At 58.9% G+C, this 22,053-nt stretch carries 21 protein-coding genes; 12 read left to right on the forward strand and 9 right to left on the reverse strand.

The window, feature by feature from the left end; genetic code table 11:
- The first annotated feature begins 1 nt into the window (after position 1).
- Entirely contained in the window at positions 2-589 is a 588-nt protein-coding gene (locus HNQ50_RS15400; protein ID WP_246428743.1) for an RBBP9/YdeN family alpha/beta hydrolase, read from the forward strand.
- 356 nt (positions 590-945) lie between these two features.
- On the opposite strand, the gene HNQ50_RS15405 is transcribed toward HNQ50_RS15400, so the two are convergent.
- Positions 946-1,272 carry a hypothetical protein gene (locus tag HNQ50_RS15405; RefSeq protein WP_184102084.1) on the reverse strand — a complete coding sequence of 109 codons (327 nt, stop codon included), beginning with the start codon at positions 1,270-1,272 and terminating at the stop codon, positions 946-948.
- 220 nt (positions 1,273-1,492) lie between these two features.
- Here HNQ50_RS15405 and HNQ50_RS15410 point away from each other — a divergent pair, with 220 nt between their 5' ends.
- Both HNQ50_RS15410 and HNQ50_RS15415 read left to right on the forward strand, forming a co-directional pair.
- A complete protein-coding gene (locus HNQ50_RS15410) occupies positions 1,493-2,542 on the forward strand; it encodes an NADP(H)-dependent aldo-keto reductase (protein WP_184102085.1) in 1,050 nt (349 codons plus the stop codon).
- A 135-nt stretch (positions 2,543-2,677) separates the two neighbouring features.
- Positions 2,678-3,895, forward strand: coding sequence for an MFS transporter (locus tag HNQ50_RS15415; RefSeq protein ID WP_184102086.1), 1,218 nt, complete (start codon positions 2,678-2,680; stop codon positions 3,893-3,895).
- A 140-nt stretch (positions 3,896-4,035) separates the two neighbouring features.
- Here the strand turns inward: HNQ50_RS15415 and HNQ50_RS15420 are convergent, their stop codons facing one another.
- The 3 genes from HNQ50_RS15420 to HNQ50_RS15430 form a co-directional block, all read right to left on the reverse strand.
- Positions 4,036-5,355, reverse strand: a complete 1,320-nt coding sequence (locus tag HNQ50_RS15420; protein WP_184102087.1) for a hemolysin family protein — start codon at positions 5,353-5,355, stop codon at positions 4,036-4,038.
- A 337-nt stretch (positions 5,356-5,692) separates the two neighbouring features.
- Entirely contained in the window at positions 5,693-6,700 is a 1,008-nt protein-coding gene (gene hemB, locus HNQ50_RS15425; protein WP_184102088.1) for a porphobilinogen synthase, read from the reverse strand.
- Positions 6,701-6,733: 33 nt separating this feature from the next.
- Positions 6,734-8,053, reverse strand: coding sequence for a D-amino acid dehydrogenase (locus tag HNQ50_RS15430; protein WP_184102089.1), 1,320 nt, complete (start codon positions 8,051-8,053; stop codon positions 6,734-6,736).
- Positions 8,054-8,178: 125 nt separating this feature from the next.
- Here HNQ50_RS15430 and HNQ50_RS15435 point away from each other — a divergent pair, with 125 nt between their 5' ends.
- Positions 8,179-8,667: an Lrp/AsnC ligand binding domain-containing protein gene (locus HNQ50_RS15435; protein ID WP_184102090.1), complete on the forward strand. Its 489-nt coding sequence runs from the start codon at positions 8,179-8,181 to the stop codon at positions 8,665-8,667.
- Positions 8,668-8,765: 98 nt separating this feature from the next.
- Here HNQ50_RS15435 and HNQ50_RS15440 read toward each other — a convergent pair whose 3' ends face one another.
- The 3 genes from HNQ50_RS15440 to HNQ50_RS15450 form a co-directional block, all read right to left on the reverse strand.
- Positions 8,766-9,422 (reverse strand): NAD(P)H-dependent oxidoreductase, encoded by a 657-nt coding sequence (locus HNQ50_RS15440; protein ID WP_308419168.1) that lies wholly within the window; start codon positions 9,420-9,422, stop codon positions 8,766-8,768.
- Between the two features lie 150 nt (positions 9,423-9,572).
- A complete protein-coding gene (locus tag HNQ50_RS15445) occupies positions 9,573-10,775 on the reverse strand; it encodes an ammonium transporter (RefSeq protein WP_308419169.1) in 1,203 nt (400 codons plus the stop codon).
- A gap of 277 nt (positions 10,776-11,052) precedes the next feature.
- Entirely contained in the window at positions 11,053-11,949 is an 897-nt protein-coding gene (locus tag HNQ50_RS15450) for a 5'-nucleotidase (RefSeq protein ID WP_184102092.1), read from the reverse strand.
- A gap of 262 nt (positions 11,950-12,211) precedes the next feature.
- On the opposite strand from HNQ50_RS15450, the gene HNQ50_RS15455 reads away from it, so the two are divergent.
- Positions 12,212-12,895, forward strand: coding sequence for a glycine zipper 2TM domain-containing protein (locus HNQ50_RS15455; RefSeq protein ID WP_184102093.1), 684 nt, complete (start codon positions 12,212-12,214; stop codon positions 12,893-12,895).
- An 80-nt stretch (positions 12,896-12,975) separates the two neighbouring features.
- Here HNQ50_RS15455 and grxD read toward each other — a convergent pair whose 3' ends face one another.
- A complete protein-coding gene (gene grxD / locus HNQ50_RS15460) occupies positions 12,976-13,284 on the reverse strand; it encodes a Grx4 family monothiol glutaredoxin (RefSeq protein ID WP_184102094.1) in 309 nt (102 codons plus the stop codon).
- Between the two features lie 77 nt (positions 13,285-13,361).
- Entirely contained in the window at positions 13,362-14,189 is an 828-nt protein-coding gene (gene prmC, locus HNQ50_RS15465) for a peptide chain release factor N(5)-glutamine methyltransferase (RefSeq protein ID WP_184102095.1), read from the reverse strand.
- 74 nt (positions 14,190-14,263) lie between these two features.
- Between prmC and corA the strand changes: the two genes are divergently transcribed.
- From corA to ptsP, 7 genes are all read left to right on the forward strand, one after another.
- Entirely contained in the window at positions 14,264-15,223 is a 960-nt protein-coding gene (gene corA / locus HNQ50_RS15470) for a magnesium/cobalt transporter CorA (RefSeq protein WP_184102096.1), read from the forward strand.
- A 468-nt stretch (positions 15,224-15,691) separates the two neighbouring features.
- Positions 15,692-16,990: a glutamate--cysteine ligase gene (gene gshA, locus HNQ50_RS15475; protein ID WP_184102097.1), complete on the forward strand. Its 1,299-nt coding sequence runs from the start codon at positions 15,692-15,694 to the stop codon at positions 16,988-16,990.
- Between the two features lie 80 nt (positions 16,991-17,070).
- Entirely contained in the window at positions 17,071-18,024 is a 954-nt protein-coding gene (gshB, locus tag HNQ50_RS15480; protein ID WP_184102098.1) for a glutathione synthase, read from the forward strand.
- Positions 18,024-19,073 (forward strand): FAD:protein FMN transferase, encoded by a 1,050-nt coding sequence (locus HNQ50_RS15485; RefSeq protein ID WP_184102099.1) that lies wholly within the window; start codon positions 18,024-18,026, stop codon positions 19,071-19,073. The genes gshB and HNQ50_RS15485 overlap by 1 nt, the downstream gene beginning before the upstream one ends.
- Positions 19,074-19,412: 339 nt before the next feature.
- On the forward strand, positions 19,413-19,814 hold the full coding sequence (locus tag HNQ50_RS15490) for a PTS sugar transporter subunit IIA (protein WP_184102100.1): 402 nt from the start codon (positions 19,413-19,415) through the stop codon (positions 19,812-19,814).
- 18 nt (positions 19,815-19,832) lie between these two features.
- Positions 19,833-20,102 carry an HPr family phosphocarrier protein gene (locus tag HNQ50_RS15495; protein ID WP_184102101.1) on the forward strand — a complete coding sequence of 90 codons (270 nt, stop codon included), beginning with the start codon at positions 19,833-19,835 and terminating at the stop codon, positions 20,100-20,102.
- Between the two features lie 108 nt (positions 20,103-20,210).
- Positions 20,211-21,938 (forward strand): phosphoenolpyruvate--protein phosphotransferase, encoded by a 1,728-nt coding sequence (gene ptsP, locus HNQ50_RS15500; protein ID WP_184102102.1) that lies wholly within the window; start codon positions 20,211-20,213, stop codon positions 21,936-21,938.
- Positions 21,939-22,053: the final 115 nt, after the last annotated feature.

Here is a 22,053-nt window from a genome sequence, read left to right on the forward strand (position 1 = left end):
AATGATGATCGACCCGATCGAACGCTGGCTGGAGGCCGGCAACAGCATCGTCGTCGCGCCGGGCTGGCGCGGTTCTGGCGATGAACACTGGCAAACCCGCTGGTGCGAGCAATACCCGGAGCTGATCCGCGTGGAACAGCAAGACTGGGAAAAACCGCGTGCCGCTGAATGGGTGGCCGAGCTGGAACGCACGCTGGATCGTGCACCGGGCCGGGCCGTGCTGGTGGCGCACAGCCTGGGCTGCGTGACCGTGGGGCACTGGTCCGCGTTGACGCGTCGGGCTCATCAGATTGGCGGGGCGCTACTGGTGGCGCCGGCCGATGTCACCCGCGACGAAGCGCCCGACAGCTTCCAGGGGTTCATGCCCTTACCTGCCCGACCACTGCCGTTTCCGAGCGTGGTGGTGGCCAGTGACAACGACCCTACATGCACGCTGGATCGCGCTACCGCGCTGGCGGCTACGTGGGGAAGTGAGCTGGTGCCACTGTCCGGTGTGGGGCATATCAATGTGGATTCCGGCCATGGCGACTGGCCGGTGGGGGTGAAGTTGTTGCGGCAGTTGTTGCGGAAATTGGGGCGGATGAATTAGGGGGAGGGTACGCTCGCAGTGGAGGAGGCAGCGGCCTCTGCCTGGAAGGAGGACGAGTTTACTGCTCACCACTTCGTCATTCCCGCGAAAGCGGGAATCCAGTCGGCCACCGCAAGGGGGCCTTTGCTGGCAAGAATGCCGATTTGGTAGGGTGGATTCGAAGCGGTAGCCGCAGCCACTTCGTAGCCCGGATGGAGCCGCAGGCGGGAATCCGGGGTGGCGATGCGTACAAGAATGGGCTGTTGGCTTTGTTACTGACTCGTCATTCCCGACCTCGGCGGCCCCCTTGGTGGGAATCCAGTCGGCCACCATAAGTGGCTTTTGCTGAACGAAGCCGGGAAACCTTGAACACTGTGTTAGTCCTTGTTAGCGCCTTCGGCGCGGTTGTTTACATGTCGGGGGTTGCCCGACAGCAAGTGCCTTTCTTTTGGATCGCCAAAAGAAAGGCACCAAAGAAAAACGACCCCTGCGACAGCGCCCTCCGGGTTCCCTGCGCTTCTCGCAAAGTCCGGCTGGCTCCAGGGAACTCGGCCTTTGGCCTCAAACACCCTTGCGCCGAAACCCCGGACTTCGCTGCGATGCTCGGCGCTCCCGGAGGGGAAGAAAATCAACAGCAACCCCAACAGCAACCCCAACAACAACAACAACAACAACAGCAACAGCAACAGCAACACGTCAGACATTGCCCGTCTGTTTCTACCTGACCCGTTCGGCATAGGCAGGCGTTTGAAACAGGTTAATATACGACCGGTCTGGTCAACGGTGAGCGATGTTGATCGTTACATATGAAATCATCGCCTGAAGCATGGCCCGTTGCCGCACGCATGCAAGGTTCAAGCCAGCAAAGCAGCCATACGCTTTGCCGTCACCATAAAAAGCCATCTACGATAGCCAGGAGACACAATGGAATACCGCAAGCTTGGTCGTACCGATCTGGAGGTCAGCCTGATCGGCCTTGGCACCATGACCTGGGGCGAGCAGAACACAGAGGCTCAAGCCCATGAGCAAATTGATTACGCACTGTCGACCGGCGTGAATTTCCTGGATGTGGCCGAGATGTATCCTGTGCCACCCAAGCCGGAAACCCAGGGCCGCACGGAAGAATATATTGGCACCTGGCTGGCCAAAACCGGTCGCCGCAAAGAGGTTGTGATTGCCACCAAGGCCGCCGGCCCGGTGCGGCAGGCGCATCAGCCCAACCATATCCGGGGTGGGGAAACCAACCACAATCGCGCCAGCTTGTTTGCGGCGGTGGATGGCAGCCTCAAACGCCTGCAGACCGATTACATTGACCTGTACCAGTTGCACTGGCCAGATCGCAGCACCAATACGTTTGGCCGCCTGGCCTATCCCTGGATTGATGGCGAAGAAACCGTCGCGATCGATGAGACCCTCTCCGCGCTGGCAGAACTGGTGAAGAGTGGCAAGATTCGTCACATCGGCGTATCCAACGAAACCCCGTGGGGCGTAGCGCAGTTTCTGGCGGCGGCTGAAAAGCACAACCTGCCGCGTATTGTGTCGATCCAGAACCCGTATTCGCTGGTGAACCGCACGTTTGAAATCGGCTTGTCTGAGTTCAGCCACCGCGAACACGTAGGTCTGCTGGCGTATTCGCCGATGGCATTTGGCACGCTGTCGGGTAAGTATCTGAACGGGCAGCGCCCGGCGGAGGGTCGCATCACGCTGTATCAGCGCTTTACCCGCTATACCAAACCAGAAGTGGAAGCCGCTGTCACAGGGTATGTCGAGATCGCCCGCAAATACGGCCTGTCGCCAGCCCAGATGTCCCTGGCGTTTGTGAACAGCCGTCCGTTTGTGACCAGCAATCTGATTGGCGCGACCACCATGGCGCAACTGAAAGAGAACATCGAAAGCGTTAACGTGACGCTTGGCGCAGAAATTCTCACCGAGATCGAAGCAGTACATAACCGGCAGCCTAACCCGGCGCCGTGATCGCGAACGGCCAAGGCCTCAGTGGCTGGTGATTTTCTGGCTGGCCACTGAAGCGCTGACCGCTCGCGAGTGTTTGCATTCACGGAACAGGCAACATGCCTGTTCCGTTTTCTATTCCCCGGAACAAGCCCGCACATGGCCTCATCGTTACTGTCACTGAAAACCTACCGACATTTCCTGGCGAGCCGCCTTGGTTCATTTCTGGCCTACCAGATGCTGGCCGTGGCTGTGGGCTGGCAGATGTATGACCTGACCCACTCTGCACTCAATCTCGGCTTTATCGGCATCGCCCAATTTTTGCCGCAATTGCTGCTGACGCTGGTGGTAGGGCACGTGGCAGATCGTTACGACCGCCGCCGTATCGTCACCCTGTGCCAGGGGCTGGAGGGTAGCGTTGCGCTGTTGCTGGCGCTGGGCAGTTTCTTTCATCTGCTCACGCCGACACTGCTCTATGTGGGCGCGTTCTGCATTGGCGCGGGCCGGGCGTTTGAATCACCCAGCCTGCAAGCGCTGGTGCCCAGCCTCGTGTCGGAAGAAGACTTGCCGCGCGCGCTGGCGCTGAACTCCAGCGTGATGCAGATCGGGATTATCTCTGGCCCGGCGCTGGGCGGTTTCATTTACGCCATCGGCCCGGATGCCGTCTACGCCACCTGCGCTGTAGCCTGGCTGGTCGCTACCGTGGCCATCGGCACCATGCCGCTGTTACGCAAGGTAGAGAACAAGCAACCACCGGCGTCGCTGGAGTTCCTGTTTGCCGGTATCCGTTATATCCGCGAAAAACGGGTGATCCTCGGGGCGATTTCGCTGGACCTGTTTGCCGTGCTGCTGGGGGGCGCCACCGCGTTGTTGCCCATCTACGCCAAAGACATCCTGCATACCGGCCCGTGGGGCATGGGCATGTTGCGCTCCGCCCCCGCTGTGGGGGCGTTGTTGATGTCGGTCTATCTGGCGCATAACCCCTTGCAGCGACGGGTGGGCAAGATCATGTTTGGTGCCGTGGCGTTGTTTGGGCTGGCGACGGTGGTGTTTGGTCTTTCCGGCAATTTCTTTGTCTCGCTTGGCGCGCTGGCGGTGCTGGGCGCGTCTGACATGATCAGCGTGGTCGTGCGCTCGTCGCTGGTACAACTGGAAACCCCGGATGCCATGCGCGGCCGGGTCAGCGCGGTCAGTTCAATTTTCATTGGCGCATCCAACCAGTTGGGCGAGTTTGAGTCTGGCGTGACGGCTGCCTTGCTCGGGCCTGTGCCGGCGGTAGTGATTGGCGGCGTGGGCACGCTGATTGTGGTGGGCTTGTGGATGAAGTGGTTTCCGCAGCTGACGCAGCGGGAGTCGCTGGTGAACAAGCCGGCGTGACATGGGGGCTGGATCCGGCCTTCCGGATGTAGCCCGGATGAAGCGAAGCGGGAATCCGGGGGGACCAAGCCGGCAAGGAGTTTGCAAACGGCGCAACCCCGGATTCTCGCCTTCGGCTTCATCCGGGCTACGGGTCCGGATTACCCCGCCGCCACCGCTTCCGCCCGCGGATAAATCCGCACCAGCACAATCCGTGGTCCGCGCATTTTCTTGATCACCACGCTGAAGCGGTCAAACTCGATCCGCTCGCCTTCTTCCGGCACGCGGCCGGTTTGCAATTGCACCAGGCCACCCACGGTATCGGCGCCGTCTACGTCAATGTCGATGCCCAGCGCGCGTTCCAGCGTCACCACCGGCAAGGTGCCTTTGCCGATCAGTGAGCCGTCGTCCATCTGGGTCCAGTCATCCTGGTTCTGGCGGAATTCATCGCGGATTTCGCCCACCATCGCACTCAGGAGGTTATCCATGGTGATGAAGCCGACCGGGTCGCCTTCGCCATCGGCCCAGGCCACTACGGCAAAGTGCGGAGAGCCACTGCGCATTCGCTCCAGCAAGGTGCGGGCGGGCAGGGTGGGCAGGATGGTTTCGGTATTGCGCACCAGACTGTCGAGGGAGTCCTCCAGCCGGCCGTGCCTGCTGGCCAGGAAAATATCCTTCAAGTGGATCACGCCTTTCACGTCGCCGCTGGCATCCAGATACGGATACCGGCTGTAGCGATTGCGCGCAATGATGTCCAGGTTCTCGTCCAGGCTATTGCGGGCATCCAGCACCACGGCCTCGGTAAACGGATGCATCAGGTCTGCCACGTCCAGCGTGGGGAAATCCAGCGACTGCGCCAGCGTGCGCCAGGCCTTGCGGGAGAACCCGGCTTCCGGCTTGCTGGTGCGCATGATCAGTTTGATCTCGTCGGCGGAGTAATCCCCTTCGTGGTCATGCGCCACGGACAAACCCACCCACTTGAGCACCAGGGAGGCGCTGGCGTTCAGCAGCCAGATGGCCGGGTACATCAGCCAGTAGAACGCGTACAGCGGCGGCGCGGTCCACAGGCCAATGGTGGCGGAACGGCGGATGGCCATCGATTTGGGTGCGAGTTCACCCACCACGATGTGCAAAAATGAAATGGTGAAAAACGCGACGGCGAAAGACACGCCGCTGATGATCTCGGGATTGGTCACGCCGATCCAGCCCATCACCGGCTCGATCAAATGGGCAAACGCGGGTTCACCCACCCAGCCAAGACCCAGCGAGGCCAGCGTAATGCCCAACTGGCAGGCCGACAGATAGGCATCCAGATCTGCGTGGGTTTTGGCCAGAATACGCCCGCGCAAACCGTACATGCGGGCCATGGCCTTGACCTGGGTTTGCCGCAGTTTCACCAGACCAAACTCGGCGGCCACAAAAAAACCGTTCAACAACACCAGTGCCACGGCCAGCACAACCAGCATCAAGCTGCTACTCATTGAGGGGGATAACAAACGCAAGTGATGATCACCACTTTAACTGACGCCGTCGGTTTACGCCGCCCCTTTATTTACGGGGCCGGGCCGTCGCTGGTGATTATTTACGCGGGTTGAACCGGGTACGGGGTAAGGGAATCTGATGCAGATCAGTTTGTTGCAATGAAAAGGATACGCATGAGAGCCGCCCATTTTGTGCTGCTATTGGTGCTGTGTGGCAGCGCCTTTGCCTGGTCTGCCCTGAGCGATAGCGCACCCTCGCCGGCTTACCGTGTCGCAGGCAACCCGTAACAAAAAGCCCGCCGGATGGCGGGCTTTTTCATGAGGATCACCAAAGTGATCAGACCTGGCCTTTAAGCCAGCGCGCCGCATCCAGCGCGTAATAAGTCAGGATGGCATCTGCACCAGCACGCTTGAACGCCAGCAAAGATTCCAGCACCACTTTCTTTTCATCCAGCCAGCCGTTGCGGATGGCGGCCTGCAGCATGGCGTATTCGCCAGACACCTGGTAGACAAAGGTCGGCACGCCGAACTCTTCTTTTACCCGGCGCACAATGTCCAGATACGGCATGCCTGGCTTGACCATGACCATGTCCGCGCCCTCGGTCAGATCCATGGCCACTTCATGCAGCGCTTCGTCTGAATTGGCCGGGTCCATCTGATACTGGAACTTGTTGCCCTTACCCAGGGTGGCCGCAGAACCCACGGCATCACGGAACGGGCCGTAAAAGGCGGAAGCATACTTGGCCGAATACGCCAGGATGCGGGTCATTTCATGACCGTTGTCATCCAGCGCGGCGCGCACAGAACCAATGCGCCCATCCATCATGTCGCTGGGGGCCACGATATCCACGCCGGCATCGGCGTGACACAAGGCTTGCTTGATCAGCGCCACCACGGTTTCTTCGTTGAGCACATAACCGTCGCCATCAATCAGGCCATCCTGACCGTGGCTGGTGTAGGGGTCCAGCGCAATATCGGTGATGACGCCCAGTTGCGGAAACGCCTGCTTGAGCGCGCGCACAGTTCGCGGAACCAGACCATCCGGGTTCCACGCTTCTTCCGCGCCTTCCGTCTTGAGCGATGGATCAATCGACGGGAACAACGCCAGCGCCGGCACGCCCAGTTCTACCGCCTCTTTGGCGGTTTTGAGCAACAGGTCGATCGATTGACGCTTCACGCCCGGCATGGACGCGATGATTTCTTCCCGGTTCTCGCCTTCATGCACAAACACGGGCAGGATCAGATCGCTGGGCATAAGTACGTTTTCACGCATCAGGCGGCGGGAGAAATCATCACGACGCATACGGCGCATGCGCGTGGTCGGAAACTGGCGTAGATAACTCATGGCGGGCTTTGTTCGCGGGTTGATTGATGAAGATCAATCAGCCCATTTTATCTGACCCTGCGCCGGGTTGCCGTTGTGAATACGGGCATTGCGTTTGTCATAACGCGCCATGCCCAACTCGCGGGAGTCGATCTCCGCGCGGCGGCCCAGGACAGCGTCGGCAATCACGCGCGCGCTACCGCAAGACATGGTCCAGCCCAGCGTGCCGTGCCCCGTGTTGGTAAACAGGTTCTCATACGGGGTCGCGCCCACAATCGGCGTGCCGTCTGGCGTCATCGGGCGCAGGCCGGTCCACTGCGTGGCCTGGCGGACATCCCCGGCGTGCGGGAACAGGTCGTTGGTGACCATATTGAGGGTTTCAATGCGGGTCGGGTCGATCCGCTTGTCGAACCCGGCCACTTCTGCCATCCCACCCACCCGCAGGCGATTATCAAAGCGGGTCAGCGCAATCTTGTAGGTTTCATCCAGCACGGTGGAACGCGGCGCGCCATCCGGGTTGGTCAACGGCACGGTAATGGAATAACCCTTGACCGGATACACCGGCAAATCCAGCCCCAGCGGCAACGCCAGCGCGCGGGAGGCACAACCGGCGGCCAGCACCACGGCATCGGCCACCACAGATTCGCCACCGGCCAGCTCTACGGCATCGATGCGGCCCTTGTTGGCGACCAGTGCCTCTACCGAAACGCCAAAGCGGAACTTCACGCCCATCTCCAGGCAAATGGCGGTCAGGCGTTCGGTAAACAGTTTGCAGTCACCCGTTTCGTCATTGGGCAATTGCAACGCGCCGGTGAGCTTGTGGGCGACGGCCTTGAGTGCGGGTTCAACCTCCAGCAAGCTGTCCTGGTCGAGCACGCGGTTGGCGACGTTCATTTGATCCAGCAAGCCGGCATCCCGCTTGCCAGCGGCCAATTGCTTGTCATTGCGGAAGATTTGCAATGTGCCCAGCGAGCGTTCTTCGTAATGCAGCCCCAGGTCTTTGCGCAACTGACGCAGGCAATCCCGGCTGTATTCAGCCAGCGGCACCATGCGGTTCTTGTTGCGGGCGTAGGCGGTCTCGGTACAGTTGGCGACCATGCGTGCCATCCAGGCCAACTGGAAGAAAGAGCCATCCGGGCGGATGCGCAGCGGCGCGTGTTCCGGATGCAGCAGCCACTTCACGGCTTTCCACGGAATCCCCGGCGCCGCCCACGGCGCTGCGTAACCCGGCGACACCTGGCCGGCGTTACCAAAACTGGTTTCATCTGCCGGGCCCGACAACCGCTCCAGCACCGTTACGTCGCAACCCGCTGCCTTGAGGTAATACGCGGTGGTGACACCGACGACACCCGCACCAATCACAATTGCTTTCATCGCTCGACCCAGTGGTTTTTTGACACACTGTTGTATGTCATATCGTTGGAGAATAAGCCGAGTATAAAAAGCCTTATGGAGTGATATTCTCCATATTTGAGGTAAAAAACAGGGACTACATTGGTATGCGCACGCGTTATCAGGCGGGACGGTCTCTGGACCGCGTGGATTACAAGATTTTGCGGCTACTACAGGCCAATGCCCGCATGCCGATCACCGAACTGGCCGAGCGCGTCGGCCTCACCGCCACGCCCTGCGCCGAACGGGTAAAGCGGCTGGAAGAGACCAACGTCATCACCGGTTACCACGCCCGGCTAAACCCGCAATTGCTGGAAGCGCCGCTACTGGTGTTTGTAGAACTCAAACTCGGCCGCAAATCGGGCGAAGTGTTCGACGACTTTCGCCGCTCCGTCGCCACCATTCCAGAGGTACTGGAATGCCACCTGATCTCTGGGGATTTTGACTACCTGCTCAAAGCCCGCCTGCCCGATATGAGCCATTACCGGCGCTTGCTGGGCGACATCCTCTTGCGGCTACCCAGCGCCGCAGAATCCCGCAGTTATGTGGTCATGGAAGAAGTCAAAGAAACCCTGGCGCTACCCTTGCCGGATTAAACCTGCCGGATACAAAAAACGCCGTCTATAAAAGACGGCGTTTTCTCTGGGCGGCGGCCGGTTAACCGACCCGCGCGCAGGCGAGGGTATCGAACAGATCAATCCACCTGGCTGATAAACGCATCACGGGCGCGGCGCACCTTGGGCAGATTAACCAGCCAGTCACCCGACGCGTCGCGGTAGCCCACTGGCAACAGCGCCACACTGCGCAGCCCGCGTGCTTTCAGGCCCAGGATTTCATCCAGCGCGGCCGGATCAAAACCTTCCATTGGCGTGCTATCCACTTCTTCATACGCGGCGGCGACCAGCGCAACGGACAGACCAATATAAGCCTGGCGCGCCGCATGCTGGAAATTGACCTCCGCACTACGCTGCGGATAGGTATCCAGCAGCATCTTGCGGTAGTTTTCCCAACCTTCATTGGTAAAACCGCGTACATCGTTCACCAGGTCAAACATCGTGTTGATGCGCTCGGTGGTGTAGTTATCCCACGCCGCAAACACCAGCAGCGTGCTGGCATCTGTTACCTGACCCTGGTTCCAGGCAATCGCCTTGATCTTTTCCCGGATTTCCTTGTTGTTCACCACCAGTATTTCATACGGCTGCAAGCCGCTGGACGTCGGCGCCAGGCGCGTGGCTTCCAGAATGCGCTCCAGCTTGTCAGCCGGCAGTGCGCGGGTGGGGTCCATCTTCTTGGTGGCATAACGCCATTGCAGATGGGAAATCAGATCTTTGGAGTTTTGGGTATCGGACACAGCGGAGGTTTCCTGAAAATTGGAAACCACTAGATGCTGGCGGTTGCTCATATTTCAAATGTAAGAATGCCCAACTCCAGGATACTGCCCACAAAAAAGGAGCCACAGGGCTCCTTTTTGAACTGGAAAACTGGATGGCACGTGTCACCGTTACCAGTGGCTTTCCCGCTCTGGCGTGGCAGAGATGTAGTGAATCGACAAATCCGCGCCGTTGTATTCCTCTTCTTCCGTCAGGCGCAGGCCGACGGTTTTTTTCAGCGCGCCGTAGACCAGGAAGCCGCCGGCAAAGGCAATGGCGATGCCCATGAGCGTGCCGATCAACTGGCTGATCAGACTCACGCCACCCGCGCCGCCCAGCCAGGTCTGGCCGAAAATGCCGGCTGCAATACCGCCCCAGGTGCCGCACAGCCCGTGCAGGGGCCATACGCCCAGCACGTCGTCGATCTTCCAGCGGTTTTGCGTGATGGTGAACAGGTAGACAAACATGCCGCCAGCCATTGCACCGACCACCAGACTACCCAGTGGATGCATGACGTCGCTGCCGGCACAGACGGCCACCAGACCGGCCAGCGGACCATTGTGGATAAAGCCCGGGTCATTCTTGCCGACAAACATGGCGGCCAGCGTGCCGCCGACCATGGCCATCAGCGAATTCATCGCCACAAGGCCAGAGATGCCAGCAATACGCTGCGCGCTCATCACGTTAAAACCAAACCAGCCCACAATCAGAATCCACGCGCCCAAAGCCAGGAACGGGATGGATGAAGGCGGGTGCGCGCTGATACCACCATCCTTGCGGTAACGGCCTTTGCGGGCACCCAGCAACAACACGGCAGGCAGGGCGATCCAGCCGCCCACAGCGTGGACCACTACTGAACCGGCAAAGTCATGGAACTGTGCACCAAAATGGGTCTGTAGCCAGTGCTGCACGCCGTAGTTGCCGTTCCACATCATCCCTTCAAAAAACGGGTAAACAAAGCCGACCAGCAAGAAGGTGGCCGCCGATTGCGGATGAAACCGGGCGCGCTCGGCAATCCCGCCGGAGATAATGGCGGGGATGGCGGCCGCAAAAGTCAGCAAGAAGAAAAACCGCACCAGACCGTAGCCCTGGCCGACATTCAGTTCATGCACCGGCACCAGAAAATGCACGCCATAGGCAATGCCGTAGCCGATGAAGAAATACGCAATGGCGGATACCGCAAAGTCGGTCAGGATTTTGACGAGCGCATTGACCTGATTCTTCTGGCGTACGGTGCCCAGTTCCAGAAAGGCAAAGCCGGCGTGCATGGCAAGAATCATGATGGCGCCGAGCAGAATGAACAGCACGTCGCTACTGGCAGGAAATTGATTCACAAAAAGCTCCACAGAGTCGGGCAGTGCGCGCCTCAATGTGGCGCACTTTTATTGGTGTGCACCAAAAGCAATCTGTGTGCCAGTTGTATATGGTCTTGATTGGTTGGGGTATTTCTGATGTACAGGGATAATCCAGTGCATTTTCTGAACCAAAATGGTTCACGCTCTGCTTGCCATAAACAAACAATGCACCGAATTAATGCGTTGTGCGGAAGTGGCGTTCTTTATGGGGGCGTTTTGCGTGAGGTGCATCCCCAAACGCCCGATTTTTGGGCGGTCAGCCCCCGTTGGCGATTCCGGCGACTACTTGCCCGGTTGGGACCGCCAGGGCGCCAGACAGGCAATGGCCGGTTTGGTCGTCAAAGAAGAAGTCCGGTTCAAATTCGCGCAGGAACGGGCCTTTTTCCAGTCCGCCCAGAAACATGGCTTCATCGACCTCAATTTGCCAGTCCATCAAAGTGCGGATGGCGCGTTCATGCGCTGGTGCGCTGCGGGCGGTGACCAGCGCCGTGCGTAAACGTACCGGCGCGTCAGCGCGTTGTAGACGGTGCAGGGCCTCAAGCAGGGGCTTGAACGGGCCGGGCGGTAATGGCCGGGTGACATGGGTGCGTTCGTGCCGCTGAAATTCCGAGAGACCGCCTTGCTGGTAAATGCGCTCGGCCTCATCTGAGAACAATACGGCGTCGCCATCAAACGCAATGCGGATTTCAGTGGGGTGACGACCCGCTGCATGCACGGATTGCGGGTACACCCGGGCGGCAGGAAAGCCCGCGGCCAGCGCGTCGCGCACATCGGCTTCGTTCATCGACAAGAACAGGTTGGCGTGCAGTGCGTTCAGATACTTGAAGGGGGGACGGCCCTGCGTGAATACGCCGCGTTCCAGGGTTAGCCCGTGGTGTTCGGCAGAACGAAACGCCCGTAATCCGCTGACCGGGTCATTGCGCGAGAGGATGACGACTTCGACGCGGTGGGTGTTGCCATCGTTCAAGGCCAGCAGCTTCTGTACCAGTGCGTAGGCCACGCCGGGGTTGGCCGGTTGGTCCAGCAGTTTGAGCTGGAGCGCTTTGTAAGCTGAGGCATCACCTGATTCAAACAGCGTGTTTTCAGATTCAAAATCGAACAGTGCGCGCGATGAAATGGCAACGACCAACTGGTTGGCCAGAGAGTAAGGCATTGCAACCCCAAAAATGGCTCATGAACGGTGTTTGCATCATAACCGGATGCCCGGTTTGTATCTGCGGGTTTTCATGTGTAAAGAATGCGAAAAACCGTGAACCGGACGTCGCATCCGCTGCTCCAAGCAGTTGAAAAGGCGTAGATTCAGGGGTGTGAGCTACACCCTGGTGCGTTACCCCGCATCGGGCACAAAATAGCAATACCGGCGCCATGAGCGTACGGAAACAATATGCAGCCACGTGCTGCAAGTGAGTGGGAAAATGAAAAAAGTCGTTCTGTTGATCAGTTTTGCCGGCATGGCCGGTCTGGCACAGGCTGCTGAATATGGCCGCGTGATCAATACCACGCCCGTAGTGCAGCAGGTGTCGGTACCGCAACAACAATGCTGGGATGAACAAGTCCAGGTGCAACAGCCACGGACGTATGGCGGCGCGTTGCTGGGCGGCATCTTTGGCGGCTTGCTGGGTAATACCGTGGGTCATGGCAACGGCAATGTCGCAGCGACGGCCGCTGGCGCAGTGGTCGGTGCACTGGCCGGTGACAGTATCGCCAACCAGAATGCCGGGGTATCTACCCAGAACGTACGTCGTTGTTCCACTACGCAAACCATGCAGCAACGCACTGTCGGTTACGATGTCACGTATGAATATGCCGGTCAGCGCTACACCACGCGTATGGCTTACGATCCGGGCCGCGAAGTCCCGATCACCATCGGCGTAGATGGCGGCTCTGCCGCCCCGCAAGCGCCGGTAACAACAGCGACCACCACGTATGTAGATCAACCGCAGACCGTGGTGGTTCAGCAGCCACAAGTGGTTTATCAGACCGCGCCCGTGGTGGTGGCGGCCCCTCTGATCTATCCGGCGCTGTCCATCAACTACGGTTACTACCGGGGTTGGGGCGGCGGTTGGGGCTACCGTGGTGGCGGCTACTGGCACCACTAAGCGCCCAGGCGCAGGCAATAAAAAACCCCGCATTGCGGGGTTTTTTATTGGGCGTGATACGGGTCAATCGGCCCAGCGCATCAGCCTTGTTGCAGCATCTGTTGCAGTTCACCCGAGCTGAACAGTTCACGCATGATGTCAGAGCCACCCACAAACTCGCCCTTGATGTACAACTGCGGAATGGTCGGCCAGTTGGAGTATTCCTTGATGCCCTGGCGTACGTCTGCGTCGGCCAGCACATTCACGGCGACAAAATCAGCGCCAAGGTTTTTCAGAATGCTCACGGCGGCGGAAGAAAAACCGCACTGCGGAAAGGTCGGAGTGCCTTTCATGAACAGCACGACCTGGTTTTCGGTCACGGTCTGACGGATGGATTCCTGGATGCTCATTGGAGACTCGCTGTGTGTTGCGGCGCGGCCAGGCGCCTTTAACTGATTAATTTACTCGGGTATTTTACGCCTTGAGTTCAAGCCGGGGCAAGCCCACCACTGACCCGGTCCATGCCGGCAATATCCTGCCAGGTTTGTACAGCGGTAAACCCTGCCGCTTCCAGCAGATCGCGTGCGGCCAGACCCTGATCAAAGCCGTGTTCAAACAGCAACCAGCCGCCGGGTAACAAGCGGCTGACTGCACCGTTGATGATCTGCCGGATATGAACCAGCCCGTCGGCTTCGTCCGTGAGCGCAGAACGGGGCTCAAAGCGCAGATCACCTTGCTGCAGGTGCGGATCGTCTTGTTCGATATACGGCGGGTTGGACACAATCAGCGCAAACTTTTCATCGGCCAGCGCGTTGTACCAGTCGCTCTGGAGTACGCTCACTTGCGGTGCCAGTCGGGCCGCGTTGCCACGGGCGATGTGTAACGCCGCCTCAGAGACATCCAGTGCGGTGACGTGCGCGTCCGGGCGTTCATGGGCCAAGGTGATGGCAATAATGCCGCTGCCCGTGCCCAGATCAACCACCGCGCCACCTTGCGGCAAGCGCTCCAGTGCCAGATCAACCAGCAGTTCGGTGTCCGGTCGCGGAATCAACACCCCGGGGCCGACATTGAAGGTCAGGCTATAAAACTCTTTCTCACCCAGCAAATAGGCCACTGGCTCACCCGCGCGCCGCCGTGCTGCCAGCATGGAAAAGCGCTCGACAAAGGCGGGGTCTGCCGCGTCATCACCGTGGGTGATCAGAAACGCGCGGTTGTATCCGCCCAAATGGTGAAACAGGGCGTAGATGTCAGGGCGGTCAAGGCCGCTGTCGCGGGCCAGTTCTTGATACGTGGGCATATTGGCAGTGTAGAGCATTTACCAGACTGCCAGCCAGGCGGTGTGGGCGGGCTTCTCTTATAATGCGCGCGGTACCCTTGCAGGATGACTCCATGCTCACCGCTTATGGTTTTGTAGACAAACGGCTGCGGCCGGTGCCGGTGGAATCGGCCGAAGACTTGCTCCGCCCGGATGTGGTGTGGATCGACTCGGTCGAGCCCAACGAGCACGAGCGCGCCCTGCTACAAGACGTGTTCCGCCTGAAACTTGACGATGAAGAGGTGGAAGATATCGAGGATTCTGCCCGCTGCTTTGTCGATGAGGCCGGGATTCATCTCAATTCATTCTTCTTGCATCAGCATCATGACGGCGCAGAAGTGGTTACGGTCTCTTTTTTACTGAATGAGGGCCGCCTGCTGAGCATCCGGAACGAAGAACTGGCCGCCTTTCGCTTGTTCCGCATGCGCGCCCGTATGCAGGTGGATTTTGTGCGAACTGCCGAGGACGTTTTGCTGTCCATTTATGATGTGGCAGTGGAATACGCCGCCGACGTGCTGGAAGGGGTGTATGCCGACCTCGACAAAGTCAGCCGGCGCGTGTTGAACCGCAATGCGGTTATGACCGATGCTGCCATGGCCGATACCGTGGCCGACATCGCCGCGCAGGAAGACTTGAACGGCAAGGTGCGGCTGGACTTGATGGATACCCGCCGCTCACTCTCGTTCTTGCTGCGTTGCCGGGTATTGCAGCAAACGCAGGAAGAAGACCTGCGGGAAGTCTTGCGAGACCTGGAGTCGCTGAACAACCACACGGCGTTTTTGTTCGACAAGATCAACTTCTTGATGGACGCCGTGATGGGGCTGATCAACCTGCAGCAGAACAAGATCATCAAGATATTTTCGATTGCCGCCGTCGTGTTCCTGCCGCCGACCGTCATTGCCAGTATCTACGGCATGAATTTTGGCGAAATGCCGGAATTGCAGTGGCACCTGGGCTACCCGTTTGCGCTGGTGCTGATGGTGCTGTCGGGTATTGCACCTTATTGGTTCTTTAAGCGCAAGGGATGGTTGTAAAGTGTTGGCGGCTGTGGTGCTTGAGGTGGGGCGGGGTAAGCCCGCCGCTGGCGGGCGACTGGATTCCGGCTCAAGGGAGCCGCCGAGGACCGGAATGACGAAGCATTGGAACGCGTATTGAATTGGCCGTTGCCGTTGCCGTTGCCGTTGCCGTTGCTTTTGACCTTCTCTCCCCTTTCAAGGACTTTTCCGATTGAGGGAGGGAGACCTCAGGCTCCCGACTGATTGAGGGAACCGCGGAGCGGAAAAGTCCGGGGGTCGCCTTTCTTTGGTTACTTTCTTTGGCGAAGCAAAGAAAGTAACGTGGGCCCGGCACTCCGGGTATGCAAACCCCGCGCCGCAGGCGCTAACAAGACTTTTCCTGGCACCCCGCGACGCACGCACTAGATGAAACATCCTCATCCGGGTTGTATTATCGATGTGCCGCCCGCATTTCTGGCTGACGCTGTTTTAGACGAGTGTTCTCCCATGACCGTTCCGCACCTCACCACCGCGCTGTCTGGCCCCTTGCTGGATCTGGAGCGCCGCATTCTCTCGGCCCAGCCGGAAATCGAACACTGGTTCCGCAATCAGTGGCAAGAGTCCACGCCGCCGTTCTACGGCTCGGTGGATTTGCGCAATGCCGGCTACAAACTGGCACCCGTGGACATGAACCTGTTCCCGGGCGGCTTCAACAACCTCAATCCGGAATTCCACCCGCTGGGTGTCCAGGCCGTGATGACGGCGCTGGAAAACATGTGTCCGGATGCACGCCGCGTGCTGTTGATTCCGGAAAACCACACCCGCAACACCTTCTACCTGCAAAACGTCGCTGCGCTGACCCGCATCATGAAGATGGCCGGGCTGGTGGTGCGTCTGGGTACCTTCAACCCGGAAATCACTGAACCGACGACGTTTGATCTGCCGGATGGCCAGAAGCTGACGCTGGAGCCGCTGGTACGCAATGGCAACCGGGTGGGTCTGGCTGGATTCGATCCGTGTGCGGTGCTGTTGAATAACGATCTTTCCGCCGGTATTCCAGACATTCTGGATGGCGTAGAGCAAATTGTGGTGCCGCCGCCGCACGCCGGCTGGGCTGTGCGCCGTAAAACCACCCACTTTGCCGCCTATGACGGTGTGGCCGCAGACTTTGCCAAACTGATCGGCATTGATCCGTGGACCATCAATCCGTATTTCGCCCATGTCGACGGTCTGGATTTCCACGCCCGCGCTGGCGAAGAACAACTGGCCGATGCGGTGAACAGCACGCTGGCCAAAATCCGCGTCAAGTACAAGGAACATGGCATTGATCACGAGCCGTTTGTGATCGTCAAAGCCAACGCCGGTACGTATGGCATGGGCATCATGAGCGTGAAGTCGGCAGATGAGGTGATTGGCCTCAATCGCAAGCAACGCAACAAGATGTCGGTCATCAAGGAAGGCCTGGAAGTGCACGATGTGATCGTGCAGGAAGGCGTGCCGACGTTTGAAAGCATCAACGACGCTGTGGCCGAACCTGTGGTGTACATGATCGACCGCTTTGTGGTCGGTGGTTTCTACCGCGTGCACACTGGCCGTGGCCCGGAAGAAAACCTGAATGCGCCTGGCATGCATTTCGAGCCACTGGCCTTTGCCTCGCCGTGTACCACGCCAGATTGCGATGGCGCGCCGGATAGTGCCCCCAACCGCTTCTACTCTTACGGTGTGGTAGCGCGGCTGGCGCTGTTGGCGGCCTCGCATGAAATTGAAGCGACTGCGCCAGAGCCGCTGCTGTCATTTGCGGCCTGATGTACTGACACAATGAGGCGGGAAACCGCCTCATTGTCTATCGAACTGCCCTTTGTTATTACTTGTCTGGAACGCCGGATATGTCCACACGCCTGCTTGTCATTGCTGATCCCGTTGCCGGTTTCAAAATCCACAAAGATTCCACCTATGCCATGCTGCGTGAAGCCAACAAGCGCGGTTGGGAGTTGTGGATCACGCTGGCCGATGACATGCGCGTGCAGAACGGCATGGTGCAAACTGCCGCACAACGGCTGACATTCACGGCAACACAAGAATACAAACACTGGTTTGAGCTGGCCGAACCGCAGCATCTGGCGCTCAAAGACTTTAGCGCTGTGCTGATGCGCAAAGACCCGCCGTTTGATCAGCAATATCTGTATGCCACGCATCTGCTGACCCTGGCGGAAGCCCAAGGCGCGCGCGTGTTTAACCCGGGCCAGACACTGCGGGATTACAACGAAAAACTGGCTATCCTCAAACACCCGCAATTCACCGCGCCGACCCTGGTGACCCAACGTGCCGCCGATATCCGCGCGTTTCTGGCGGAACATGGCGATGTGATCCTCAAGCCGCTGGACGGGATGGGCGGCATGGGGATTTTCCGCATCCGGCCGGATGACGCCAATATTGGTTCGATCATTGAAATGCTCACCGCCAACGAAACCGCCACCATCATGGCGCAGCGCTATCTGCCAGCGATCAAGGACGGCGACAAGCGCGTGCTGATCATTGATGGCAAGCCGGTGGATTGGTGCCTGGCACGTATCCCCAAAGCGGGTGAAACGCGCGGCAATCTGGCCGCCGGGGGCACCGGCGTGGCGCGCCCGCTGACTGCCAAAGACCGGGAAATTGCTGAAACGCTGGGTCCGCAACTCGCCGCCAAGGGCTTGTTCCTGGTCGGGCTGGATGTGATTGGCGAAAACGTCACCGAGATCAACGTGACCAGCCCGACGTGCTTCCAGGAAATCACCGACCAATCCGGCATTGACGTTGCGGCGCTGTTTATTGACGCGCTTGAACGCAAGCTGTCCTGATGCGCGCGGTGCTGTTTGGGCGCTTGCGCCTGTGGGTATGGGTGACCGCGACGCTGTTGCTGGCTGCCTGTGGCAAGCCACCGGTCTACCAGCAAGAGAGCTTTGTCTTTGGCACCAGCGTGCAGATCACCATCTATGGCACGCCTGAGGCGGATGCCAAAGCCGCCACGGCCGCCGTACTGGCTGACCTGGACCGGTTGCATACGCGGCTGCACGCCTGGCACCCCTCTGATATTACCCGGCTGAATCAGGCGTTTGCTGCCGGTCAGAGTGCCCAGGCAGATCCAGAGATGATGGGCATCTTGCAGCAAGCCAAAGGGTATGCCGAACGTGCCGATCAATTATTTGATCCGGCCATTGGTGACCTCGTGGCGGCCTGGGGCTTCCACAACGATACATTTGCGCCCGTGCTGCCCGATCCAGACAAGATCAAGGCCTTGGTTGCCGCCCACCCCACCCTGGATGACCTGCGTTTTGATGGCCCCAATGTCTCCAGCACCAATCCGGAGGTGAACATTGATCTGGGCGGTTTCAAGGGCTTTGCACTGGACCGTGCGGCCTCTTACTTGCGCAAACATCACATCTATAACGCGCTCATCAATATCGGCGGCAATGTACTGGCGCTGGGTAAAAAGGGCGATGCACCGTGGAAAGTGGGGCTGCAGCATCCGCGCAAACCCGGTGCGATGGCGGTGATTACGCTGGGCGACGGGGAGTCCATTGGCACCTCCGGCGACTACGAGCGTTATTTTGAGGTCGATGGCAAGCGTTATTGCCATCTGATTGACCCGCGCACCGGCTGGCCGGCCCAGACCATGCAGGCGGCCACGGTGATTACACCGGCCTCTCGTGAAGCGGGGGCGATTTCGGACGCTCTGACCAAACCAGTGTTCATTGGCGGGATCGACAAAGCCGTGGGTTATGCCACCCGCTTTGGGGTGAAAGATGTATTGATTGTGGCCAATGATGGCAGCGTGTACCTGACACCATCGATGCAGGCTCGGGTAGAGTGGCTGATTACCCCGCCGCATGTTTACCGTTTGCGCTGAGAATCTGCCCACGATCGATTGCGCATCGGCAGTACGGCGTTAAAAACAGGCTCAGAGTGCTCGTTTACGCTATGTAAACTGCGCTTCTTCGGCTATTTTTGCCTTGTGCTGCGCTAGCTCGCCTGAGCGTGAACAGATTCGGAAACGCTGCGCTGCCATCGGGGGCGCTGTAATGCCCGGGGGAATTCGGTTAAATTTGCTTATAAAGTCAGAAAAAGAACGTCCGGCATGATCGGTTGCCTGCACCCCAGGTAACGGACAACGGACGTTTATATAAGCCCGGAACCGGCCGGTACAGGCAGCCAGGTTCGTTGTGGCCATGCACAAGGAATGCTCCGAATGGTAGGTATCATCATCGTCACACACGTGTCGCTTGGGGAAGCGCTGATCTCGTGTGCCGAGCACATCATGGGTCGGCCGCTGACCAATGTCGGCCAGCTTTCGGTCAGCAAGACCGAAGACCCGGATGACGTTGTGCTCAAGGCGCATGACCTGATCGACATGCTGGATGATGGCTCAGGGATTTTGCTGCTCACCGATATTTACGGCGGTACACCCTCCAATGTCTCTAACCGGCTGATCCAGCCGGGGCGGGTAGAGGCGGTGGCCGGGGTTAATCTGCCCATGCTGGTACGGGCGTTGACCTACTGTCAGCAGCCGCTGGAAGTCGTGGTCAGCAAGGCCATCACCGGCGGGCTTGAAGGTGTTTTGTATATGTTGCCCAATGCGGCGCAGGGTTGAATCAGGGGATCAGTGGTCATGCCGGTAAAAGAACTCGAAATCGTGAACAAGCTGGGCCTGCACGCACGGGCCTCCAGCAAGCTGACGCAACTGGCCAGCCAGTTTCAAAGCGAAGTATGGATCAGCCGTAATCAAAAACGTGTCAACGCCAAGTCCATCATGGGCGTCATGATGCTGGCCGCCGGCAAGGGCAGCATGGTGACGATTGAAACCACGGGTCCGGATGATCAGATGGCGCTGGATGCACTGGAAGCACTGATTGCCGATTATTTCGGTGAAGGCGAATAAGCGCGGTCAACAATATGGCTGGCTGCATGGCCGGCACCGCTTCGCTGAGTTTGGTCAGCCGCGTTTGCGACCCAGGGTTGCAAAAAGGGCGGCGACACAGGAGTCCGAATGAGTCTTGCCTTGCACGGGATCGGGATTGGCGGCGGCGTAGCCATCGGGCACGCCCACCTCATATCGCATACCGACATCGAAATTGCGCACTACACGGTGCGTCCGGAAGACATTGCCGGCGAAGTGGCGCGTTATGACTCTGCGGTCAAAACAGCGCGGCAAGAGCTGGAAATGCTCTGGGGCAGCATCCCGGAAAATGCGCCGACAGAACTGGGCGCTTTTCTGAGCCTGCATATCATGCTGCTCAACGACCAGACGCTGTCGGTCGAACCCAAAGAAATCATTGAAAAGCGCAAGTGCAACGCGGAATGGGCGCTCAAGCTGCAGCTGGACACCTTGCTGGCCCAGTTTGACGAGATCGAAGAAGAATACCTGCGGGAGCGTCGTACCGACGTCATTCAGGTCACCGAACGCATTTTCAAGACGCTGGCGGGCCACGATATGGCCATGCATACGCCCGCGCCGACCGACCGGGACTCCATCCTGGTTGCGCATGACCTCTCGCCTGCCGACATGGTGCTGTTCAAGGACAGCGAATACCTGGCGTTCATTACCGATGTCGGAGGGCCAACCAGCCATACCGCCATTCTGGCGCGTAGTCTGGATTTGCCCTCTGTGCTGGCGCTGCGCCATGCGCGCTCGCTGATTCACGAAGATGAACTGATCATTGTCGATGGCGTGAACGGCGTGGTGATTGTCGACCCCGACGAGCGCACATTGACTGAATACCGTGCCCGCCAGGATGAATGGAGCGAACGCCAGGCGCGCTTGCAGGATATCCGCACCAGCAAGCCAATCACCCAGGATGGGATTGAGATCGAACTCTTCGGTAATATCGAATTGCCGGAAGATACCGACCAGGTGCTGGAAAACAACGCCACCGGTATCGGGCTGTTTCGCTCCGAGTTTCTGTTTTTGTCCGAAGATGATCTGCCGACCGAACAAGAACAATACGAAGCCTACCGCGCGGTGGCGGAGCAAATGAATGGTCAGCCTGTCATTATCCGCACCATTGACCTTGGCAAAGACAAAATCCCCAAGTGGCAGGAAGAAACCGATGCGCCCAACCCGGCGCTGGGCTTGACGGGCATTCGCTTGTGCCTGGCCGAAGCGCAGTTATTCCGGACCCAGTTGCGCGCGTTGTTGCGGGCTTCGGCCCACGGCAAGATCAAGTTGCTGGTGCCCATGCTCTCGCACGTGGGCGAGGTGCGCCAGACGCGCCGGCATCTGGAAGAAGTTAAAACGCAGTTGCGGCTGGAAGGTATCCCGTTTGACGAGCATATTGAACTGGGCGGGATGATTGAAGTGCCGGCGGCGGCGTTTACGGTGGAGCATTTCCTGCATCACCTGGACTTTGCCTCGATCGGCACCAACGACCTGATTCAGTACACGCTGGCAGTGGATCGCAACGATGATGCGGTGTCTCACTTGTATGACCCGGTGCACCCGGCGGTGATCCGGCTGTTGCATCACGTCATCAGTACCTGCAACCGGGTTGGCAAACCGATTTCCATGTGCGGGGAAATGGCTGGTGATCCGGCCTTGACGCGGCTGTTGCTGGGTCTGGGCTTGCGGCGCTTCTCCATGTTGCCGGCCCGCTTGTTGAAGGTCAAAGAGCAGGTGTTGTCGACTGATCTCTCCCGCATCAAGCCGCTGATTGTGCGTTTGCTGGAGGCCGATGACATCGAAACCTTGTGGCAAGTGATGGAAGAACTGCAGGCCTGAGTAGGCGGCTTTGCTTGATCTGGCGCATCAAAAGCCCGGCTTGCCGGGCTTTTTTGTGTTTGCCGTACAGGATTTCCTTTGAAAACCGGGCGTATGTTTCAAATACTGCAACAAG

The organism is Silvimonas terrae, assembly GCF_014202765.1.
Classification (GTDB): domain Bacteria; phylum Pseudomonadota; class Gammaproteobacteria; order Burkholderiales; family Chitinibacteraceae; genus Silvimonas; species Silvimonas terrae.

Coding starts and splice junctions, on each gene's coding strand:
- HNQ50_RS15435 (WP_184102090.1), top strand. CDS start 8,179: ATGCGCACGCGTTATCAGGCGGGACGGTCTCTGGACCGCGTGGATTAC.
- grxD (WP_184102094.1), bottom strand. CDS start 13,284: ATGAGCATCCAGGAATCCATCCGTCAGACCGTGACCGAAAACCAGGTC.
- HNQ50_RS15415 (WP_184102086.1), top strand. CDS start 2,678: ATGGCCTCATCGTTACTGTCACTGAAAACCTACCGACATTTCCTGGCG.
- prmC (WP_184102095.1), bottom strand. CDS start 14,189: ATGCTCTACACTGCCAATATGCCCACGTATCAAGAACTGGCCCGCGAC.
- HNQ50_RS15495 (WP_184102101.1), top strand. CDS start 19,833: ATGCCGGTAAAAGAACTCGAAATCGTGAACAAGCTGGGCCTGCACGCA.
- HNQ50_RS15455 (WP_184102093.1), top strand. CDS start 12,212: ATGAAAAAAGTCGTTCTGTTGATCAGTTTTGCCGGCATGGCCGGTCTG.
- ptsP (WP_184102102.1), top strand. CDS start 20,211: ATGAGTCTTGCCTTGCACGGGATCGGGATTGGCGGCGGCGTAGCCATC.
- HNQ50_RS15420 (WP_184102087.1), bottom strand. CDS start 5,355: ATGAGTAGCAGCTTGATGCTGGTTGTGCTGGCCGTGGCACTGGTGTTG.
- HNQ50_RS15485 (WP_184102099.1), top strand. CDS start 18,024: ATGCGCGCGGTGCTGTTTGGGCGCTTGCGCCTGTGGGTATGGGTGACC.
- HNQ50_RS15405 (WP_184102084.1), bottom strand. CDS start 1,272: ATGTCTGACGTGTTGCTGTTGCTGTTGCTGTTGTTGTTGTTGTTGTTG.
- gshB (WP_184102098.1), top strand. CDS start 17,071: ATGTCCACACGCCTGCTTGTCATTGCTGATCCCGTTGCCGGTTTCAAA.
- HNQ50_RS15430 (WP_184102089.1), bottom strand. CDS start 8,053: ATGAAAGCAATTGTGATTGGTGCGGGTGTCGTCGGTGTCACCACCGCG.
- gshA (WP_184102097.1), top strand. CDS start 15,692: ATGACCGTTCCGCACCTCACCACCGCGCTGTCTGGCCCCTTGCTGGAT.
- corA (WP_184102096.1), top strand. CDS start 14,264: ATGCTCACCGCTTATGGTTTTGTAGACAAACGGCTGCGGCCGGTGCCG.
- hemB (WP_184102088.1), bottom strand. CDS start 6,700: ATGAGTTATCTACGCCAGTTTCCGACCACGCGCATGCGCCGTATGCGT.
- HNQ50_RS15410 (WP_184102085.1), top strand. CDS start 1,493: ATGGAATACCGCAAGCTTGGTCGTACCGATCTGGAGGTCAGCCTGATC.
- HNQ50_RS15450 (WP_184102092.1), bottom strand. CDS start 11,949: ATGCCTTACTCTCTGGCCAACCAGTTGGTCGTTGCCATTTCATCGCGC.
- HNQ50_RS15490 (WP_184102100.1), top strand. CDS start 19,413: ATGGTAGGTATCATCATCGTCACACACGTGTCGCTTGGGGAAGCGCTG.
- HNQ50_RS15400 (WP_246428743.1), top strand. CDS start 2: ATGATGATCGACCCGATCGAACGCTGGCTGGAGGCCGGCAACAGCATC.